Below are 18,542 nucleotides of genomic sequence, written 5' to 3' on the forward strand. Positions count from 1 at the left end.
CTCCTATTCAGGAATCAGTTCATAGCTTTGCCCATATTTTTTTCCGTCTGTAAAAAAGAGGCGAATGTAATCTTTTTTCTTGATCTCGATTTCAGGCATAACGTTCTCTCCCGGCTCAAGATCACGGATAAAGGCATACTGAGTACCATCATCCTTATTCGCTGGAGGAGAGCCTTCTTTTTTCACATAACATAAAGCTTCCTTTGGAATGAGAATCTCCGAAAAAATGCGAATCTGTAAAGTTTGATACTGACTAAACCATTTTTTTCCCTTTTTAAAGGAATAGTAGATTTTAGCCTTACCTGAACTAACATGGATGATGTGATCCTCACCATCTGGGATTAGCAAAACCGGTCTGCCATTCTGTAGCTGACACGGAAAAATTCGATACGTATATCTTCCATATCCATCGATATATTCACGGTATCCCCTATGCACCTTGTACTCTTCACGTGTATATAGCTTCATATCCTTCTCATTGATTTGGTCAGAATCAAACGGCGTGTCAAATCGAGATTTGTACACGCAGACGCAGGGAACGGATTCTGCCCAGTGCCAATTTAAAACGCATTCGTTACCCTGCATGTGGGAGGTGACATCCTTAATAAGCGCATTGGATAGTTCTTCCGTTCTACTCATTACACATCATGCTCCTACTCTACCTATCAAACTTATTATTGCTTATCTGTCTAGCTTCCTTGTTTTTCGCTGGTAAATATCTACCACCGGTAAAGCGACTTTTCTCAGGGGATAGACCTTGGTTGGGCATAGGAATAAAAATCGTAAACAAAGGCATGACAGCAGCTAACAGCAAGTCAGCTACAAGCCGAACACCCATAGCTGGATACATACCAGATGCCAATCCCTTCTCAAGTATCAATCCAGCGAGAAGACCTGACACTATTCCCCCTAATGTGAAGCCCTTGGCTATATATTTGTTATCAAAGAATAGCCCTACTGCCAAACCTAATAATGCTCCAATCACAAGTAAGCTCACAATACGCAGTATTGCGTAGAAAAGGCTATTTTCGGTTGTGCCTGTTCTTTCCTTTACAAGCTCTCGATCTTGACGACTCATATCATAAATTTTACCGAACACACCTGTGATTTGATCTGTATGTTCAATATCGTAGTAATTACCACTGGTTTCTTCTGCAATGCGCTTCAATAGCTGGGTTCCGTCTGCGCTAACCGTACTCATCCCCACTGTATGAACAATGATTTGAGATTGTTTGAATGGCTGGAGAGACTTATCTAAATCTACATCACTATAACCATCTGACATGAGGATAACCGTGTTATTTCCCGAATTATTTGTCTCACTGTTGATATGGTTTAACGCGGTTTGCAATGCCTCTTCTATATCAGTACCACCAGAAGGGCCTTTATGACTATTTAGTTTTTGAATAACATCATCTCTTACCTTTTGATTGTTCAATCGCACCAAGGGCTGTAGAATGCTTGCTTGTTGATTAAAGGTAATCACTGCTACACTTGTATCGTTATCCATTCTGCGGACCACATCGGCTGCCGATTTAAAAAGCTGACCGTCCTTATCCGAATCCTGCATACTAGAGGAAATATCTAGTAGCATAACAATATTGTTCGAACCGGACGTCCTTTGGAAACTAGTTCCATAGAAAAATTGTAAAAGCATCGCGACTACACCTAGCATGATGAATGTACTTGGTACAAGCATCTTCCATGAAAATCCGACGTAGCGTTGTCTCCAGCCTTGCCCGTTTAATTGTGGTGAAATTAATTCAGCTATTAAACACATAAGTCCAACAAATAAAGCATACTGTCCAAAATAAAGTCCCATAACCACCCACTGTGGTAATTCATTAGACAAAAGGTTTAAAATCATCTCGCCTACTACAAAGCCGATTATTCCACCAATCAAGCTACAGAAAACCATGAGCAGACTTATTTTTTTTTGACTCATGACAATTGCCCCCCTCCTTGTCGGCGAAATAAAAAGCCATTTTCCCTATAGGATTCATAATATTTCCTATTATTGCGGTAATACATGAGGTCTTCGATACCGAAACCACCCATGAGCTTGATTTTCTCAATCCCACTTTTATTTGCTTCATGAACACAGCCTTGCTTATAAGTCCGTATTCCCTGCTCTGTACGAAATACATATTGAACAAAATCATTCGTATAATCAGCAAAAAAGTATTTTTCCTCATATCTATACTTTTGCATAAATTGAAAGACTTCTATATGGACAGATGATCCACTTTCCAATTCTAAAGCCAAATCTCTATATAACTGCTCTCTGGTCAAAACAGTCTTGTTGTCGTAAGCAGCCGTCACATTCGCTCTGGCTAGAAGTTCATCCTCAAAGGAAAGAGAGAACGTCCCACTGGTCATAATCTCCTTACGGCACATATCACATAGCCGCTGGATCATTTCAGTAACTCCTTTATCTAATAGTAGAGAGATGCTCCCCATGTATCTATCCTCAAAGTAAAAGCCCGCACCACGTTTAGCTTCTACTATTTTAATCGATTCCTGTACCACAGCCCCGTAGTATTCTTCTATGTTTTTATCTAGATAGTCTACAGCCTCACGGATGCTTTGTCGCGACATTTCACTGACTTGTACCTTGAGTTCTTCTAGCTGCATGACCTGTTGTTTTAGTTTCTGATGCATGTCTTCCAATTGTTTTTCATAATCTGTAAGAAGCTCTACTTCCATTTCCAAACCCAAAATCTCATACTTCTTTCCATAAATCATCGGGAAAAAATGGCGTATAAAATTCCGTACACGCTCTTTATCTCGGGTGAAAAGGCCACCCGTTTTGATCTCTTGTCGGTCAACCCTCTGACGATAAATATCCTCTAGCTGATCCTTGCTATACTCTAGCTGTCGAATTGTTTCTTTGATTCTGGAACGCAACACACCAGTAAGGCTCTTCTCTGCGTCATGTCCCGAGGTTACTTGATAGGCGGCATATAATCCGTATTTTGGATTTCCAAGAATCCTCTCTTTAATAAGCTGAGTGAGCTTATTGTTGTCTTGAAGCGAATCTCGTTTAGACCGAGCATCGAGCAGAAAATTCGTTGCAAAAAAGGTCTGACTACTATCCTCGAACAGTGCTACCTCTGCCTCTTTAAGAGTCATGCTTGTAAGTTCTTTGTAGCTAACGCCCGAAGTCATCAAACCTGTCATTTCTTCCAGCTTGCTTTCATCTGGTAAAATCGACCTTACTTTTCGTAGAATGTGGGAATCTGTGATCTCTAGTCTCTCTAGTACTTCTGAGATATCATACGTCCAATTTCGCTTTAATCGTTCTAGAAAGTGATCATACACTTTTGCAAGTACAGTATGTGCAATAGCGCGAGTAGGTCGTTTCACTTTAGAGAGTCCAGCCGAAGCAAATGTAGGTCGTCCAGTAACTCCAGTAATATTGTGTATAAATTGGGTGCGATTATAGCTTTCACTACCCTCATGTACTTCCGATTCAACTCGTTTGTTGTTTAGCAGCACGATATCGCTAATCAACTCATAATTATCTTCCTTACCGTTATCTATAAACATTCCCTGCTCATTTTTATCACTTAGGATATACACAAGCGAATAGAGCGGAGAACGAATGTGCTCCACAGCTAGTTTCACTCGATCCTCAGTCATCTGAAGATCGGCACAGAATTGGTAATCACTCTGTTGGTATTCATTTAATTCGTCTAGGAAGCTAACACCTATCGACGTAGAAAATCCAAATTCCTGACCATTGTTCTTTTCCTGTATCAAAACATACAAATCCAATGAGACATTTTTAAACAATTCATTAAGATAACTTTTAACAAGCAACGTAAATTCCGGTAATAGTACATTGGCAATATCATCTGCTCTTGTGACTACTGCGATATTAATTTGTTGATGATAAGTGAATAGCTTACCCATTTCGGCTACGCGAACACTTATCATCTTCATCATTTTATTTAATTCGATTAGCAATGATTCATCTTGATAAAACATTTCATGCAGAGAAGCCCGCATTGTTTTTTTATCAGTAGAAGGCTGTGGTAAGCGGCAACTATACACATTCGAAAGATGTAGAGTTTCTTCCGAATAGGCGTGAACATAGAGCACTCCTTCGCTATTTTGCCACTTCTGTTCATTGGTAGCATATATCGCCTGAAGTGCCTCTAAGCTCTTATCCCCTAGAAAGAGAAAAAGCACAGGGTTCTGAATGCTACGCTGTCCGTTCTCACTATCCAGTTGTTTTTCTAAATCCGAAACATAGTGAGTTGCGAACTGTTCAATCAAATCCCTCATGCTTTTCTCCCCTAATTTATTATTGTAATGTTTTACGCATATCGTTTACTTTAGCCCACACCTTTTTATAAAAACGATACATGTCTTCCCCATTTACATAGTCATCCCGATCGTACTCAAGCTCGTTCTTTGCTTCCTGAAAAGCAGCAGTGATTTCCTCCAGCTTCGTGATCAATTCCTGGGTATCAATCGCTGATGTCATTTGGTCGCTTCGTTTACTCGCTTTACGTTGAAGAGCCGTCATTTGTTTGCCCTCCAAGCTACGGTACTGATTATAGATAGCAAACTCTACATGCTTGTTCACCTTCATCAAATTGACGAAAGGCTCCCAAGCCTCTTCTTCTTCATCTTTATCATACACGTACAGCGCACCTTTTTTACAAATGGTACCAGTGTATAATGCTTCAATGAATCGATTGATCAGCTCTTCCTCACCTTGGATCGATTGGATGATCTGTTGTAGTTCACTGATTATACTCTCGATGTCTTCATATTTACGCACTTCCTGCTGAAGTAGACGAATAAGTTCTGGAGAGCGAATTAAATTTTCTTTGGCCATCTCTTCGTTGATGCTACCAAACAGATCCTTTGTATACTCCTGCTCCAATCCCTGCTCCATAAAGCCCTTCAATTCAGCTAGACATCTCTTGATCTCTCCTGGGCTACCTTTAGAAGGATCTTTGTCTAGTTGGTATTTGGCTAAAAAGGCAGTGATTTCAAAAGGCTTTGTAATGATACAGTCGTATCGGTTACTTGTTTTATTTTCACTGTCTTTTTCGACGATGCATCCGAAACGAATAGCTCTGTCAAATAGCTCACGAACTCTAGCATTGTACTCTTTTACGCGAGCATTCAGATACGTTTCTCCCCAAGATTTTTCTGGAATAGGAGATGGTAGGTACGCCCAGTTATGCTTTTCTGATTGGACTAAGTGACGACCAACCCCCTCTTTTTCAAGAATGGTTCGCTCATAGCTCTCCTCATACACTTTTAGTGGAGTATAAGCAAACAAAGGGACACCATTTTTCGTGTTCAACCAGAAAATACGGTTTTTAACTCCGCTCTCCTTAACGGTAAATCGGGAGCCACTAATTGACGTATTCTGATAGTTCTTGATCCCCTTCAAAATAGAAGGAGCCTGAAGTGGTACAGAGACAAAGCCCCACGAAGGAAAATCCATATTACCCAGATTATTACTGATATGGAAAACCGGAATGGCCTCTTCATCTAATTTGCTAGCTATTTTTCGTTCTACGATACGATCTAGGGTTTCGTCTTGCCCGTATTTCATCAGCAAAAACTCTTCCATAGAAGTTGTAATCAACTCGCTGAACTTATCAGATAAGAAGTCAGAAATAGCACCAACGATATCCACTTCCGTTTCCTTGATCCAATTATCGGAGCGTTTCAGCAATTCAGCAGTGAAATCACGTATTAAATCATCTGTATCCTTCTCATCAATAGTAGTAGCTATAACTTTCGCAATGTCAGGCACACTCACAATATTCCAGTAATAGGTTTTGTTTCCGGTGCGATCCAGCTCCTCCCCACCGTTGATGAGGATGTCACCGTTCTTTTCAAAGATTTGGTTGAGCGTATTTAAAATCTCCGTAAATACACTATAAATCCGATTATTTTCATCACTTAATCGACGATATAGCTCCTCGTAGAATTCGATCATTTGCTCTAGCTTTTCATGATCAGCAAGGAGCTGGTATTCGGTGACTTTTGCTTCCAAATAGCTATTTTTCTTTCTTTCTTTTGAGATGAATGCACTACGAGCATCACCTAGCTTCTCATTAGCTGTTTCACGCGCTCCCTCAATCTCTCTTGGGAAACCTTCTAGATTCAATTTTAGGCTTTCAATATAAGACAGGATCATTTTAAGTAAGGAAAAGCCTTTATCGGAATGAATCAGACGCGATGCATAAAATGGTCCTTGTTGTGCATGTAAAAATACTCTTGTAATCATCTCACCAAATGTAGTGGTCAGCTCACCTGGTAGCTGTTTCTTACACTTGATGTATTCCTCTCTCGCTTTAGCCAGATAGCCCTGCTCCAGCTCATGATCAATACTAACAACCTGTTGGCTAATGACATTGCTATAGCTGAGACGCTCACTATTTTCGTAGCCTGGGATAGGTTCAGGAACTCGCTCTTCAAACCTTTTGGAAATCGAGTCGATATCAATGCCTAATTTGCGAGCAAATTTTTCTGCATCCTCCTGTGTAGGAGCAGCGGTAAACATATTCTCCATCTTTTTAAATAATCGATACGCCAAATAAGTAGTCATCTCTTCAATCGGTAGTACCGCAGATGAAGCACCTATTACGTTGTATTGGTAGTTGGCCGCATATGCTTTTGGCATCTGATTAATGTTGGTGCGAATATTACTAATATAATCATGAATCGCAAACTCTTCGCCTGACCGTTTTTCTTCACTAGCCATGAAGTTGGTAATATTCTCTGCCGTAACATTCATGCAGTAATCGTAGGCATTTTCTAATGCTTTACCTTCAAGATTTGTTGCCGAAATAAGATGGCACAGATTGAACGGAGGCATTGGAGAAGAGACGTTTAATACATTGCCGTATTGTTGTTTAAAGCGATCCATACGTTCGTCTGCATTCATCCAATAATCCAGCTCTTTTAACGCTGCATAACCATTTTTCATAATGTAATCGCGCGTATGCGAGCTAAGGCTCTTATTAGACAGGTTAACATCTGGTGTAAATAAATAGCCAAGTGAATTAACCTTATCTACTCCCGCACTGCCAAATTCCCGTTCCAAAATACCACGAACAATATAGGCAATATCCATGAAGCAACCACTACCGGTTCCACCCGATATACCAGTTAAAATAAATACGATCAGCTTCTTGTTAGTGCCCTCGGTAAGCATCTTGATCTTTTTCTCAAGGGTTTGGACTACCTGTGTAATTTTGGTGAATAATAGTAAACGACCTGCCTGTCTAACTCCTGATGCTCCACTAATCCCATCTGTGATCGTCAGCTCAGGCGAGAGCCAATCCGTAATGTATGGTTCTAAAATGCTTCTGTTCTGTAATACTCCACCAATCTCTGGATTGGAAAGCAAAACAAACTCCGAAATGGGATCAAGTCCAATACCCTTGTAGCGCTTGTTACGATCATGCTCATTCGTTTCAAAGGCTACAAATTCAATATTGTCCGGTTTTTCCTTCCGCTTTTTCGATAAAGAATCAACTGGTAGCTTAAAGCGTCTATTAACCTGATATTTTAAACGGAGCAAAGCATCAATCCCCGTTCCACCTAAACCAATAACAAGCATAGGGTTATCAATCGTATCTACACGAATCTTCTCACTAACGATACCCCCGCCTAATGATACATCCAACTGCTGAATATGTTCTCTCACAACTGCTCTCATATAATCGATCCTCTCCTAGATGATGTAGTCAATAAAGACTGATTTGTTTACACCAGAAAGGGTTACCTTGATTCGATCGTTCCTTTTTAATTCCCTTCCTTTACTTGCATCTAGTACTCTTCCAGCCTTTTCAATCTGACATTCAGATTTGTTTTGAATGATAAGCGTGTCATTTTTGCCTGGTACAAAAATGATTTTATCTGTCTCCTGAAACTCTGGAGCAAGCTGCAACAATTGATGCAATTTGACCTTTCCTTTAAAGCCATTTAGTTTTTTATACTGCGGACTCGACTTTTCGCCTGTATCTTCATTGATAATTTCGATAGCCATTTGCCCCATAAATCCTTTGTTTGCCTTCTTCCACATGGACAGTACATATAAAACGATCGCAATAAGTAAAATCAGACCAAGTGTACTACCAACCGTCATCAACCACGGGAATGGCTTTTCTTCCACTGTTGGATCAGTTGTAGGTTGCTGTGCTCCCGTTGCCCCTGTATTTGTTGCATCCACAGTAACAGGCTGCGTTTCTCGATAAAAACTGCTATCCTCCGCTTTAACCTTAATCTCGTATTGATGGGAGGATGGAATAGTAAATTTTCCAGTAAATCCACTACCAGTATTGGTTAGTTCAATTTCATTTGTTTTGTTGTCGGTTAAATCGTTAACCAGTAGCTTTGCTTTCATGCTTTTGTAAAGGTCAGTGCTAGTCATTTTTTGTCCATTACTAACTAGCTCCGCTTTAATTTGGATGTCATCGCCAGCTTTATATGTCTTAGTAGGGATTGGCTCCATTGCGAGCTGCAAGTCATAGTTAAAGATCATGTTAATATCAATCTTGTCCTTAGCTACTCCTTTGACCTGTAGCTTCCAATCACCTTGCTGGGGTTTTAACATTTTAACCATGGAATACGCATTTGATTTCGAGAAATGGACTTGGTTAGACGGAATTGGTACCGCCTTACCAGATGGATCAAACAAGTTTACCTGTACGGCATTCTTCGACATAATAGAAATATTTGCTTCCAATACATTGGTATTAGGAATAGAGATCGTTACGTCCTGAAAGGCTCCATTTGAAGTAAGGCTTTTAACAGGAACAACCTTCAGCTTCAAATGATTAGCAAAGATCTCGCTTAAAATTTGTGGTAATTTGTCAGCTGTACTTGTTTCAAAAAATTTACCATTCGTATCTGCCGCGATCTGTTGCAAAGTTGTTCTGTTCAATTGACCATCTGCATTAAGTCCAATCGTATAGATTGGGTACCCTTTGCTTTTCGCCACTTTTACCGCATCTTGCAATTTTTGATCTGACATCTGTTGCGTACGGTTGGAATCTTTATTTAGAAAATTGTTCCCATCTGCTAACAACACAACGATGGGAGAATGCGCCGGGTCATGTCCTGCATCTAGGATTTTTACTGCTTCATCGACCCCTACAGAGATATCCGTATAAGCTCCTTTTTGTAAACTATCAATAAAAGCTTTGATTTGTTGCTTATCTTGATCGGATTTAACCTCAACTAGTGCCTTTTCGCGCTCGATTTTATCCGTATAGGCGATGACCCCGATCTTATTCCCCTGAATAGAGGTCATATCCACAAACATTTTCATCGCTTCGTTACTTACTTTGTTTTTATCACTTTGAGTCATGGAATTGCTGACGTCTACAACCAACACAGCGTCCATTTTGTCTCCACCAGTCTGTGCAAAACCAAACGTGGCACCTGTGGTTAGAGAAGCCAACAGAAGTCCCACGCACAATATATGTTGAAAGACTCTCTTACATTGAAGCATGTTATTGAACCTCCGCTACCTAATTTTTTTGTAAAAAATACCCATATTTTTGAACAACTATTGCAAAGAATGTGACTATATGACAAGATTACCACTATATTTTACAATAAAAAAGAGAAAAGCAATGTAAGATCCATATAACGTTATACGGACGTATGTACTATTATGTTACATATTTCGACATTGAATATTTGGAGAATGATAAATGATAACTTATATCTTTTTGGCTATTGCTTTGGTACTACTGGGCTATCGTTTCACTCAACTATGGCTATGTAAACGAAAAAGTAAAACAGAAGCTGAGATGGATCAGTATCTTCATGCCCTGTTAAATAATGAAGGTGAACAAAAATGAAGACAAAAACTGGTGTTCAATTCAGGAAGACGATCAAAACAACCCATGCCTTTGAACGTTTAAAATATTGTCCGAAATGTCGTTCCTATTCTGTCTTATGGGATACAGAATGCCCATTTTGCGAAAAAACGGTAACACTCCTTCCGATCCGTGCTGTCTCTGCTGCCACTACTAGACGAAACGTTCAAATCAGCTTTCTTTGGATTGGTCTATTTGTCTGTCTCGCAGCCATTTTTGCTGATACAACGACGAATTTAATACTCGCCTGTAGTGGAGGTGTTCTTTTCTTTGTACTCTTTTGGCTCATGCAGAAGCGCTACGGCTCCTACGAACAAAATGTTCATTTTGAACAATTCATCAACACGGAGCAGGAGAATATAAAAAATGCTCTATATCAACATCTAGAGGATATTGATGCTGATGTAAAGGCAAAAAAATATAAGGATGCCTATGAAAAAATCCGAGAGGTTGGCTACTTTATCGACTCTGATTTAGTAAAAATTCTCAAGGTTAAATATCTTAATCACTTTGTGCTGCGCAAGGACATGGAGCTAGAGTTAGATACGCTGATTCCATCTGATTACAACCATCATTTTATTGCCTATCTTCATGAGGTACTAAAAGTCCAGCCATGGCTAGTAAAACAGGCCGTACTAGATTATGTTATTTCAAATAAGTCGTATATTCTTCAGGAAAGTAATGGTACACAAATCCTTGGTCAGGTCGCAGGTGCATCCCTACGAGTACGAGCCCATGTAGAGCACTATCAGGATTTTATTATTGAGTTCATAGAATACTTACCTAAGGAGCGTTTGATTCGTTTAGCTAAAATGGTTAGTGCGCATCAAGATGGTCAATGGGCCAAATTATATGAAGCTACCAAGAAACAAGTGGATCAGCATTACTCGTTTGATCCCGAACTGAAAGTTTTGCTATGAAGAAATTTATTAGCAAACTACTCCCTGTCTATCAACGGTCACTTTGGATACGGAATATCCTACTAGTTCTATTCCTACTAGCTTTAGTAGCCATGGGTGTAAAGATTAGATATAGCCTCAAAAAAATTGATTTCTATGAACAAGCAAAAAAGTACTATCAGGAGAAAAATCTACTCGCGGCGGAAGAAAGCTTCGCTAAAGCGGAAGCTATTACGACTATTACGTATGGCGATGAAGTATGGAGTAAGCCATTGTCAGCACTACGCTCGATTCGTCTGAAACTAGAATCCATTTCCCAACAGATTCATTCTGCAATAGGGGATAACAATGTAGAGAATATGCTAGGGTTATATACGACCTATCACACGTTTAAGCAACAATCCCTGCAAGAAGAGCAGTTACTAGTACATTTTTTCACGCAAATTTCAGATGGTCATGCAATCGAAGCTACTGTAAAAAATTATTTCCTTACTATCAAAAAGACCTATACCACATCTATGCAGGAAAACCTAACCAAAAAGAATTATCGTGATGAACGTTTTGTTCATTCCCTTGTCGCCATTCCAGATGAATTTTTTGGTGGGGAAAAGCAGAAGAGACAGGAGCTCATTACCCTATTTCGTTCCTATGATCAAAAGAAATATAGAGATCTAACAAACAGAAATACCTTTGAACAGATAATCGAATCAGCCTCCAGAAGTTTACGTGCCTATAAACAAGTAGATATACAAGGTGATTGGTTAATCACTCTACTAGAAAAGTATGCTAGCTCTGAGATCAGGCGCTCGATACGCAATAAAGACCTAGACACATTTATTGCACAGGCAAAGGCTTATCGTCAGATTAGTGACCTGCTACCTACTAATTCTGAAGCAGTCAGCCTCTTTGACCAACATCTCACCTCTCAGCTAAAACAAGCGGAACGTTACACAAAAGCAAACCAGTTTGATAAGGCACGAGAACTGTATCAAAAGCTAAGTGGTCTTCAGGATACATCCCAGCTCGTAACAGAATTAGAAGAACACTGGACGAAGTATGATCCGACTCGCCTATTGAAGGAGAAATATCCAGATAAATCGTTTGGATCAGTCCTCACAGGGGAGAAGCGATGGGGTTCTCTCGTTTATGTAGCCGGTATTTCAGAGGCAGACCAACATCTTCATTTGGCAGCGAAAATACCTGATGGTGATACTGTACTGTATTTAGATGAATCATTTGATTCAGATACAAAACTAAAAAACCTCACTATCTCAGATGTATTAATTAGTAAAGAGACCCCCATCATTATTGTGGAAGCAGCAGGTAAAAATCGTCTCTCTACATATTATGGATTTGTTCCTGATTTATCCAAAAAAGATTGGGTAAAGCGATTTGAAATAGCGGCAGATGGATTTGCAGTGGAAGCTCCGGGTTCCGTAATAGTAGAAAATGCAGAGGGAAAAGGGGAAAATGAAGTTGCAGCTTTTAAGCTAGAAGCTGATGGACTTGTATATGAAGAGAAGATAAGGGACTACCTGTCGTCACCGCCTGAAACTGAGCCTGACACAGATTCGGACACGGAAACAAGTGAGGAAGCTGAACCAAGAACAGAAGAGGCTGAGCCATCGGACAATGACTCGCCCCCACATTCCAACAAAAACGTTAAAGTAAATGGCTCTTCTAAAGAATCCATCAATGTTTATGCCGGTCCAAGCGAGGAATATGGTGTAATTGGTCAGATAAAAAAGGGAAGCTCGATTGAGGGTGTAGCTGATCAAAATGGTTGGTACCAAATCTCTTTTAACGGAAATTCTGGTTGGGTACGTCTTGACCAATTGCGTGAAGTAGGTACCCAGAGATAAAAAGCAAATTGAAGCCTAGTAGTAAATAAGCTGGCAGATCCAAGATTCTGCCAGCTTGTTTTTGTTTCTACTTTTATAAAAGGGGGTTATCAGTTTTGAATTTTAAACTGAGCTAATAGCTTCTCTAGTTCCTTGACTGTCTCATTCATTCTCATAGAATGATTAGCCATTTCATTTGTAGAAGCTGACTGAGCTTGAATAGATTGTACAGTTTCATTGGTAGACCCAGCTACTTGGGTAGAAGTAGATGATATTTCAGCTAACGATGCATTTATTTCTTCTGTACCTGCTGACATTTCCTCAGTTGTTGCAGATACTTCTTGAATCTGATACGTAATCTCATTTATTTCTTCCACAATAGTAGAGAAGGCTTTGCCTGCTTCATTGGCCGTAATGATTCCTTGTTTTGCCTCTTGCTGCCCCTTCTCCATTACATGAACGGCATCTTTGGAATCCTGCTGGATAAAGGTGATTAAATGATTGATTTCACTTGCCGATTGTTTTGATTCCTCCGCCAGTTTTCTCACCTCATCTGCAACTACAGAGAAGCCCCTTCCAAATTCACCAGCACGTGCCGCCTCAATCGCCGCATTTAGCGCCAATAGATTGGTCTGTTCAGCAATATCAGTGATGGACAACAAAGCTTTATCAATTTGCTGTGTATTAGTCAGCAGACGGCTTATAACAGCCGATGTTTCCTCTACAGAATTATGAATCGTATCCATTTGTGTAATGAATTGTTCCACTACCTGACTGCCCTCTTTTGCCTGTTCCACTGTAGTTATCGCTAATTCAGCAACAGTAGACGAAGATTCGGCAACCCTCTGTACTCCGGTTGACATTTCATCCATAGCCTTAGCACTTTCCTGTATACTAAACATTTGTCTTTGTACTTGTTGATTCACTTCATCAATGGTTACTACAGCATTACTAGAAATAGCAGAAACATTTTGTGTTTCATGTAGCATATTGTCTGTTGAAGTCATTACCGTATTTGTTGTTGCTTGGACTTTTCCCATCAACTGCTGAAGGTTCTCTAACATGTTATTGAAAGAGGATACGATACTTCCCATCTCATCTTTTGATTCGTAGGAGGTGCGAATGGTCAAATCTCCTTGGGTTACTTGCTTCATATCTGCTTCTAGTAGATCGATAGGATGCTTTATTGATTTGCTGATAATGTAGCCTATAATACTAATAAAGATAACAACTAGTAAGGCTACAATAGCAAACATGATGACCGTAAAATTGGCTTCCTTGTAATTTTCAGTTTGGATCTTATCTGCTTTTTCTTGTAGGTAGGTAAGCAATTTGTCAAGGGAAACAATTGCTTCTGTTCTAGAAGGTCGAAGCTCAGACAAATAATACGCATACGCTTCTGCGTTTTTATTTTGACTAGCCAATAAGATCGCTTTGCTTGTAAGATCACGTAGCTTGTCAAAACTAGCACTAAATCCTTCGTACAATTCTTTTTCTTCCACTGGAATACGGGTGCTTTCCAATTTTTTGATTAAATCATCATTCTCTACGCGTAATTCATTGATGATTTTATCAATCTCATTGTTCCTTTTTTCATCAGTGGTAATCATATATTCCACAACATTCATATGAACCCTAAAGAAATTCGATTCTAAATCTCCTAGCCACTGAATCGGAAGCAAACAGTCTTCATACATGCCTAAAGCCGCTTCATCCCCCTTTTTTAATCCGCTGTACCCTAATGACGATAAAGCTACGAAAGATAAGATAGACGTTAAAATGATGAGTAATAATTTCGTTCTTATTTTCAAGTTTTGAAATATTTGCATGGAGTTCTCCTTACTAGTAGAATTTTCTAATTTAATTATATAATGCACCAATCTAAAAACGATACGTAATTTAAAAAAAGTGATGAATTTTGTCGAATAAAATAAAATAATGTCGATATTTATAATTTTTATCCAAATAGTAAAAATTATAAATATAATGATTTACTTTACCCAAACAAAAATGAATCTCCTTTCTTAGGTATTTGTATACCTAGCCCTTCTCTTTTTATTATCGAACTTTTTATAGTAAAAATTTATTCTATCCAACAATTATGTAACTCCTGAGATTACTATGTGCATATACATTTATAGCCTAATAGCTTTTTTGCTACTAGGCCTAAGCGCTGTCATTCTTATGGAATGAGGTAGATTATTTCCATTCTCTCTTATACAAATATTCAATCTAAAAGGATCACACAAAAAATGGACAGTTGATTTTCCTGTCCATTTTCTTACTTATACAAATTTCAGTATTATTTTCCTTGCTTCAACTATTTTGCTCGCAACCATCACTTCTCATTTGTCTTCTTTTGGCATTGGCAATGGTACTCTCCAATCCAGATCATAGCTCTTTTCTGCCAGTTCGGATGTAAGGCTGATCTTTTGCGGAAGTTCTTTCATTTCATAACTTTGCAATTTTATTCGGATATGGTTTCTGCCTTGTTCGTCCTTTCCTAACATTTTAAAATCTCCGCCTGTTACATTGTATATTTTGCCCTTCTCATCTTTTATCGTCCAATCAAAGTGATTAATAATTTTATCGGTATCATCATCCACTAAAATTGTACTTGGTATTTGAACAATATCCTTTACATAAGCCTCTAGTGTAATCGTAGCATGCTTTTCATCCTTGGGAGATGCTTCATTTTGAGGTTTGTCAAAGGTTACTGACTTGATCTCAAGCGTTTTGCCATCCTGATCTACTCTTACAAGTTTATCGCCAAGCTGCTTCGGCTCAAATGATATGTCCAGCTTATACGGTTCTGTTTTTACTAAGGAATCCAATACCAGTGTATATTGATGATCAGGAGACAGAGGAGCAAATCCATACTTCCGTATAGAATGACCATATTTATCTAGATACTTGCGAGGAGTAGCAATCTCCGTATTTAGGTCCTTTATTTTCTCTCCCTTTTCATTTTCAACATGAAAATTCAGCTTATAATCATCATAGCGAACATAAGGGGGAGCTGAAGCTATTTTTCCTTTCACTTGTTTGCTTTCCTGCACTAATCTTTTCTTTGCCTCTTCCGTCCATTTTGTTTCATATTCGACACGCGCAGCAGTCGGTGAATACATCACGCTGTTTAAATTGATTTGCAATCCCTGCGGTGTTGTATACGTCCCATTCATTGGCAGCACCTTTGAAGCCGTAATTGATTTTTCTAAATCAAAAGGAATCTGTAAGGACCAGTCCCCTTTAACAGAGGCAATCTCACTACCCTTGACTTGCAGTAAAAGCTTCTGTTGTTTTTCCCCCACTGGATTTTTCAGAGTGATATAGCCGTATTGACTATCATCGTCATATCCTAATGTAAATAATTCGCTAGATACCCTCTTAAATGGATTCCCTTTCAAATCAGTTACTTCTACATTCCCTAGATCTATCTTATCCGGATGAATAAAGTTATTCTGCTGATCCTTGACCGAATATACGGCCACAATTCTCATTGGGTCGGCCAATATCTCCTTTATTTCAAGAGTATAGCCTTGATCCGTAACAGAGGCGTTTACCTTCTGTGAAAAGCCCTCCTCTGCTGCATTTTGCAGCTCTTTATCAGAACTGCCTTCAAATAACGATTTCACATAGGCTGCAAATGTGGGCGATACATATGAACCCACCGAGACCGTTAAAAGCAGGGCGCAGCTAATTGAGACTGGCAAAATCAAAGGGCCTAGCAGACGCGACCTTTTTCTTTTATAGGCCACAGCCCGGTCAGGCATTACAAAAGTAGGCTGATCCAACTCTCCAGCTACCTTTTTTAGAGTCTGTGCAATCTGTTTATCTAGATTAGTCATGCATGATCACTCCTATCTCGGTCATTACCTGTGTTTCTTTTTCAGCCTGTATTTTCTCAGCGATTAGCTTTCTGGCCTTATGCAGCCTTGATTTTACCGTACCCTCAAACACACCAAGGATTTTAGCAATTTCAGCTATACTAAACTCTTCATAATAGTAAAGAATAACAGCAGAGCGATGCTTCGGCGTCATCGATTGGATCGCTCGCCAAATCTGCTGCTCTTGCTCCTTTTGCAGAATACTCTCCAATGGGTTTTGGTCAGGATCAATGGAGTCTGCGTATTCCTCCGTTTTTTTCTTTCTACGCACCATATTAAGCGCCCGATGTGTCACAATTTTCATAAACCAAGCTCGAAACGATGTCCCTTTTCGTTCATCATAGCGATAAAGTGATTGATACGCCTCCCACAGTGCTTCTTGAACGGCATCCTGAGCTAAATGGTAATCATGAACGATTAAAAAAGCGACTCGAAATGCCGTAGTTAAGTGAGGCTGAACAAGTGCTTCAAAACCAACTGACCCTCCTCCTCTAGCTATTGGAAAATGATGATTTTCCTCCACGTAAAAAACCTCCTCGTTTTCCCTTTCACTCCTTATTCACCAGTTCTCGTACTTTGGTTCATCGGAAGAGAAAAAAATTTTCCCTCACTTGGTAAACCGGTACTTGGACCATTGATGCAATCTATGTATTCTTTTCTTTAATGAAGTGATCGATAATTCAAACACTTAGGTGAATCATCGTGGTATTTCCGCCCCCAACAGCCGTTGCTTCGTCAGGAGATAAGGGCTTTACTTGAATAAATCTTTGGTTGCTATTGCATTACTATAAACACTGTACTAAAAAATAAGCTTTGTCAGAAACGTTACCAACAAAAAGAAGCGTCAAAGGAACAAAAATGTTCACTGACGCTTCTTTCATACACGTACAGGAAAGAAATCATCATTAATCCGATTTCTATGCTTGTAGCATTTTATTTAAAATAAATGTCTCCACAACCTTTGCCACACCATGGTTCATATTAGTATCTGTCACATAGTTAGCTACTTCCTTAATGTCATCTGGTGCATTGCCCATGGCGACACCAAGCCCTGCAAAGGTAATCATAGCAAGATCATTGTAGCTATCACCGATCGCAATAACCTCTGCTTGTTCAATCCCTAATTTATTAATAAGCTGATGTAGGCTGGTTCCTTTATCTACACCCGCTTCTGTGAACTCCAAGAAAAATGGCTTCGACCGCATCACACTCAATTGACCCTCTAGCTGTTTTTGCAGTTTCTTTTCCACAATTGCTAGTTTAGTAGGATCGTCTACCATTAGTACTTTTACTACTGGTCGTGTAATCGCTTGGGTAAAGCTTTCTACCTCTTTAATGTTCATTCCCGTAATCTCAGATTCTTTTTTGGTATAAGCAGTAACGGTTTCAGCTACGATATCATCCCCATCATATGAGAGAATCCCAACTTGTTCTTTTTTACTGATGTCGTATAGCTCATGTACAGTTTCTACTGGTAGGGTGCTACTAAATAATTCTTCTTTTGTTTTCCAATTTATAATTTTTGCACCATTGAAGGATAAAATAAAGCTACCATATTTCCCCAGCTCCAATTCTTCAGCAACATGCGTCATTGCATACGTGGGACGACCAGATGCGAGAACTACTTTTACTCCCGCTTCTTGTGCCTTCATTAGTGCACTTTTTGTACGTGTTGAAATGGTGTGATCATCTTGAAGTAATGTATCGTCTAAATCGAGGACAATCATTCTATAATTTTGCATGACAAAACCATCCAATCTAATCTAGTTGTATAAATCGCTATAATCATATCATTGATCTTGTAATTTATGTGTAAAAAAAGTTAGATGGATGACTTTGGTTTCATAGACCACCAGTATTTTTTCATAAAAAAGAACGCTCCTAGGAGCGTTCTAAGCAGAGATAAAATTAAAATCCTGGATCATATACATACTGAATAACATGAGGTTTACTAGCTTCTGCGACATGAGAGAAAGAATCAATAGAACCTATAGAAATTACCATTGCTAAAGTCATGAAAATCGTTAAAATTGCCTTTTTCATCTC

At 39.2% G+C, this 18,542-nt stretch carries 13 protein-coding genes; 3 read left to right on the forward strand and 10 right to left on the reverse strand.

All coding sequences use genetic code 11. The features are described from left to right. Positions 1 to 3: 3 nt before the first annotated feature. Genes ACQV1I_RS24255 through ACQV1I_RS24275 form a run of 5 tightly spaced genes read right to left on the reverse strand, consistent with a single transcriptional unit; the run spans position 4 to position 9,496 of the window. Complete coding sequence (locus ACQV1I_RS24255; RefSeq protein WP_116333542.1) at positions 4 to 639, reverse strand: beta-mannanase; 636 nt, start codon at positions 637 to 639, stop codon at positions 4 to 6. Positions 640 to 658: 19 nt separating this feature from the next. After that, positions 659 to 1,945, reverse strand: coding sequence for a vWA domain-containing protein (locus ACQV1I_RS24260; RefSeq protein ID WP_116333541.1), 1,287 nt, complete (start codon positions 1,943 to 1,945; stop codon positions 659 to 661). Continuing rightward, positions 1,942 to 4,290, reverse strand: coding sequence for a hypothetical protein (locus ACQV1I_RS24265; protein WP_116333540.1), 2,349 nt, complete (start codon positions 4,288 to 4,290; stop codon positions 1,942 to 1,944). Before ACQV1I_RS24265 ends, ACQV1I_RS24260 begins: the two co-directional genes overlap by 4 nt. Positions 4,291 to 4,309: 19 nt before the next feature. Further along, a complete protein-coding gene (locus ACQV1I_RS24270; RefSeq protein ID WP_438769909.1) occupies positions 4,310 to 7,699 on the reverse strand; it encodes a tubulin-like doman-containing protein in 3,390 nt (1,129 codons plus the stop codon). Between the two features lie 15 nt (positions 7,700 to 7,714). Continuing rightward, the gene (locus ACQV1I_RS24275) at positions 7,715 to 9,496 is read right to left on the reverse strand and encodes a vWA domain-containing protein (protein WP_094700141.1); all 1,782 of its coding nucleotides are present in this window, start codon (positions 9,494 to 9,496) and stop codon (positions 7,715 to 7,717) included. 205 nt (positions 9,497 to 9,701) lie between these two features. Here ACQV1I_RS24275 and ACQV1I_RS24280 point away from each other — a divergent pair, with 205 nt between their 5' ends. Genes ACQV1I_RS24280 through ACQV1I_RS24290 form a run of 3 tightly spaced genes read left to right on the forward strand, consistent with a single transcriptional unit; the run spans position 9,702 to position 12,630 of the window. After that, positions 9,702 to 9,851: a hypothetical protein gene (locus ACQV1I_RS24280; RefSeq protein WP_176452377.1), complete on the forward strand. Its 150-nt coding sequence runs from the start codon at positions 9,702 to 9,704 to the stop codon at positions 9,849 to 9,851. Next, on the forward strand, positions 9,848 to 10,789 hold the full coding sequence (locus ACQV1I_RS24285) for a hypothetical protein (RefSeq protein WP_116333538.1): 942 nt from the start codon (positions 9,848 to 9,850) through the stop codon (positions 10,787 to 10,789). Before ACQV1I_RS24280 ends, ACQV1I_RS24285 begins: the two co-directional genes overlap by 4 nt. After that, the gene (locus ACQV1I_RS24290; RefSeq protein WP_116333537.1) at positions 10,786 to 12,630 is read left to right on the forward strand and encodes an SH3 domain-containing protein; all 1,845 of its coding nucleotides are present in this window, start codon (positions 10,786 to 10,788) and stop codon (positions 12,628 to 12,630) included. Before ACQV1I_RS24285 ends, ACQV1I_RS24290 begins: the two co-directional genes overlap by 4 nt. An 89-nt stretch (positions 12,631 to 12,719) precedes the next feature. On the opposite strand, the gene ACQV1I_RS24295 is transcribed toward ACQV1I_RS24290, so the two are convergent. The 5 genes from ACQV1I_RS24295 to ACQV1I_RS24315 form a co-directional block, all read right to left on the reverse strand. After that, the gene (locus tag ACQV1I_RS24295; RefSeq protein ID WP_116333536.1) at positions 12,720 to 14,438 is read right to left on the reverse strand and encodes a methyl-accepting chemotaxis protein; all 1,719 of its coding nucleotides are present in this window, start codon (positions 14,436 to 14,438) and stop codon (positions 12,720 to 12,722) included. 516 nt (positions 14,439 to 14,954) lie between these two features. Further along, positions 14,955 to 16,457 (reverse strand): DUF4179 domain-containing protein, encoded by a 1,503-nt coding sequence (locus ACQV1I_RS24300; RefSeq protein ID WP_116333535.1) that lies wholly within the window; start codon positions 16,455 to 16,457, stop codon positions 14,955 to 14,957. Further along, positions 16,450 to 17,019 (reverse strand): RNA polymerase sigma factor, encoded by a 570-nt coding sequence (locus ACQV1I_RS24305; protein WP_116333534.1) that lies wholly within the window; start codon positions 17,017 to 17,019, stop codon positions 16,450 to 16,452. Before ACQV1I_RS24305 ends, ACQV1I_RS24300 begins: the two co-directional genes overlap by 8 nt. Before the next feature lie 394 nt (positions 17,020 to 17,413). Then, the gene (locus ACQV1I_RS24310) at positions 17,414 to 18,238 is read right to left on the reverse strand and encodes a Cof-type HAD-IIB family hydrolase (protein ID WP_116333533.1); all 825 of its coding nucleotides are present in this window, start codon (positions 18,236 to 18,238) and stop codon (positions 17,414 to 17,416) included. A 166-nt stretch (positions 18,239 to 18,404) separates the two neighbouring features. Further along, positions 18,405 to 18,539, reverse strand: coding sequence for a hypothetical protein (locus tag ACQV1I_RS24315; protein WP_255193636.1), 135 nt, complete (start codon positions 18,537 to 18,539; stop codon positions 18,405 to 18,407). Positions 18,540 to 18,542: the final 3 nt, after the last annotated feature.

The organism is Brevibacillus sp. JB24b (genome assembly GCF_051713385.1).
Taxonomy (GTDB): Bacteria; Bacillota; Bacilli; order Brevibacillales; family Brevibacillaceae; genus Brevibacillus_B; species Brevibacillus_B laterosporus.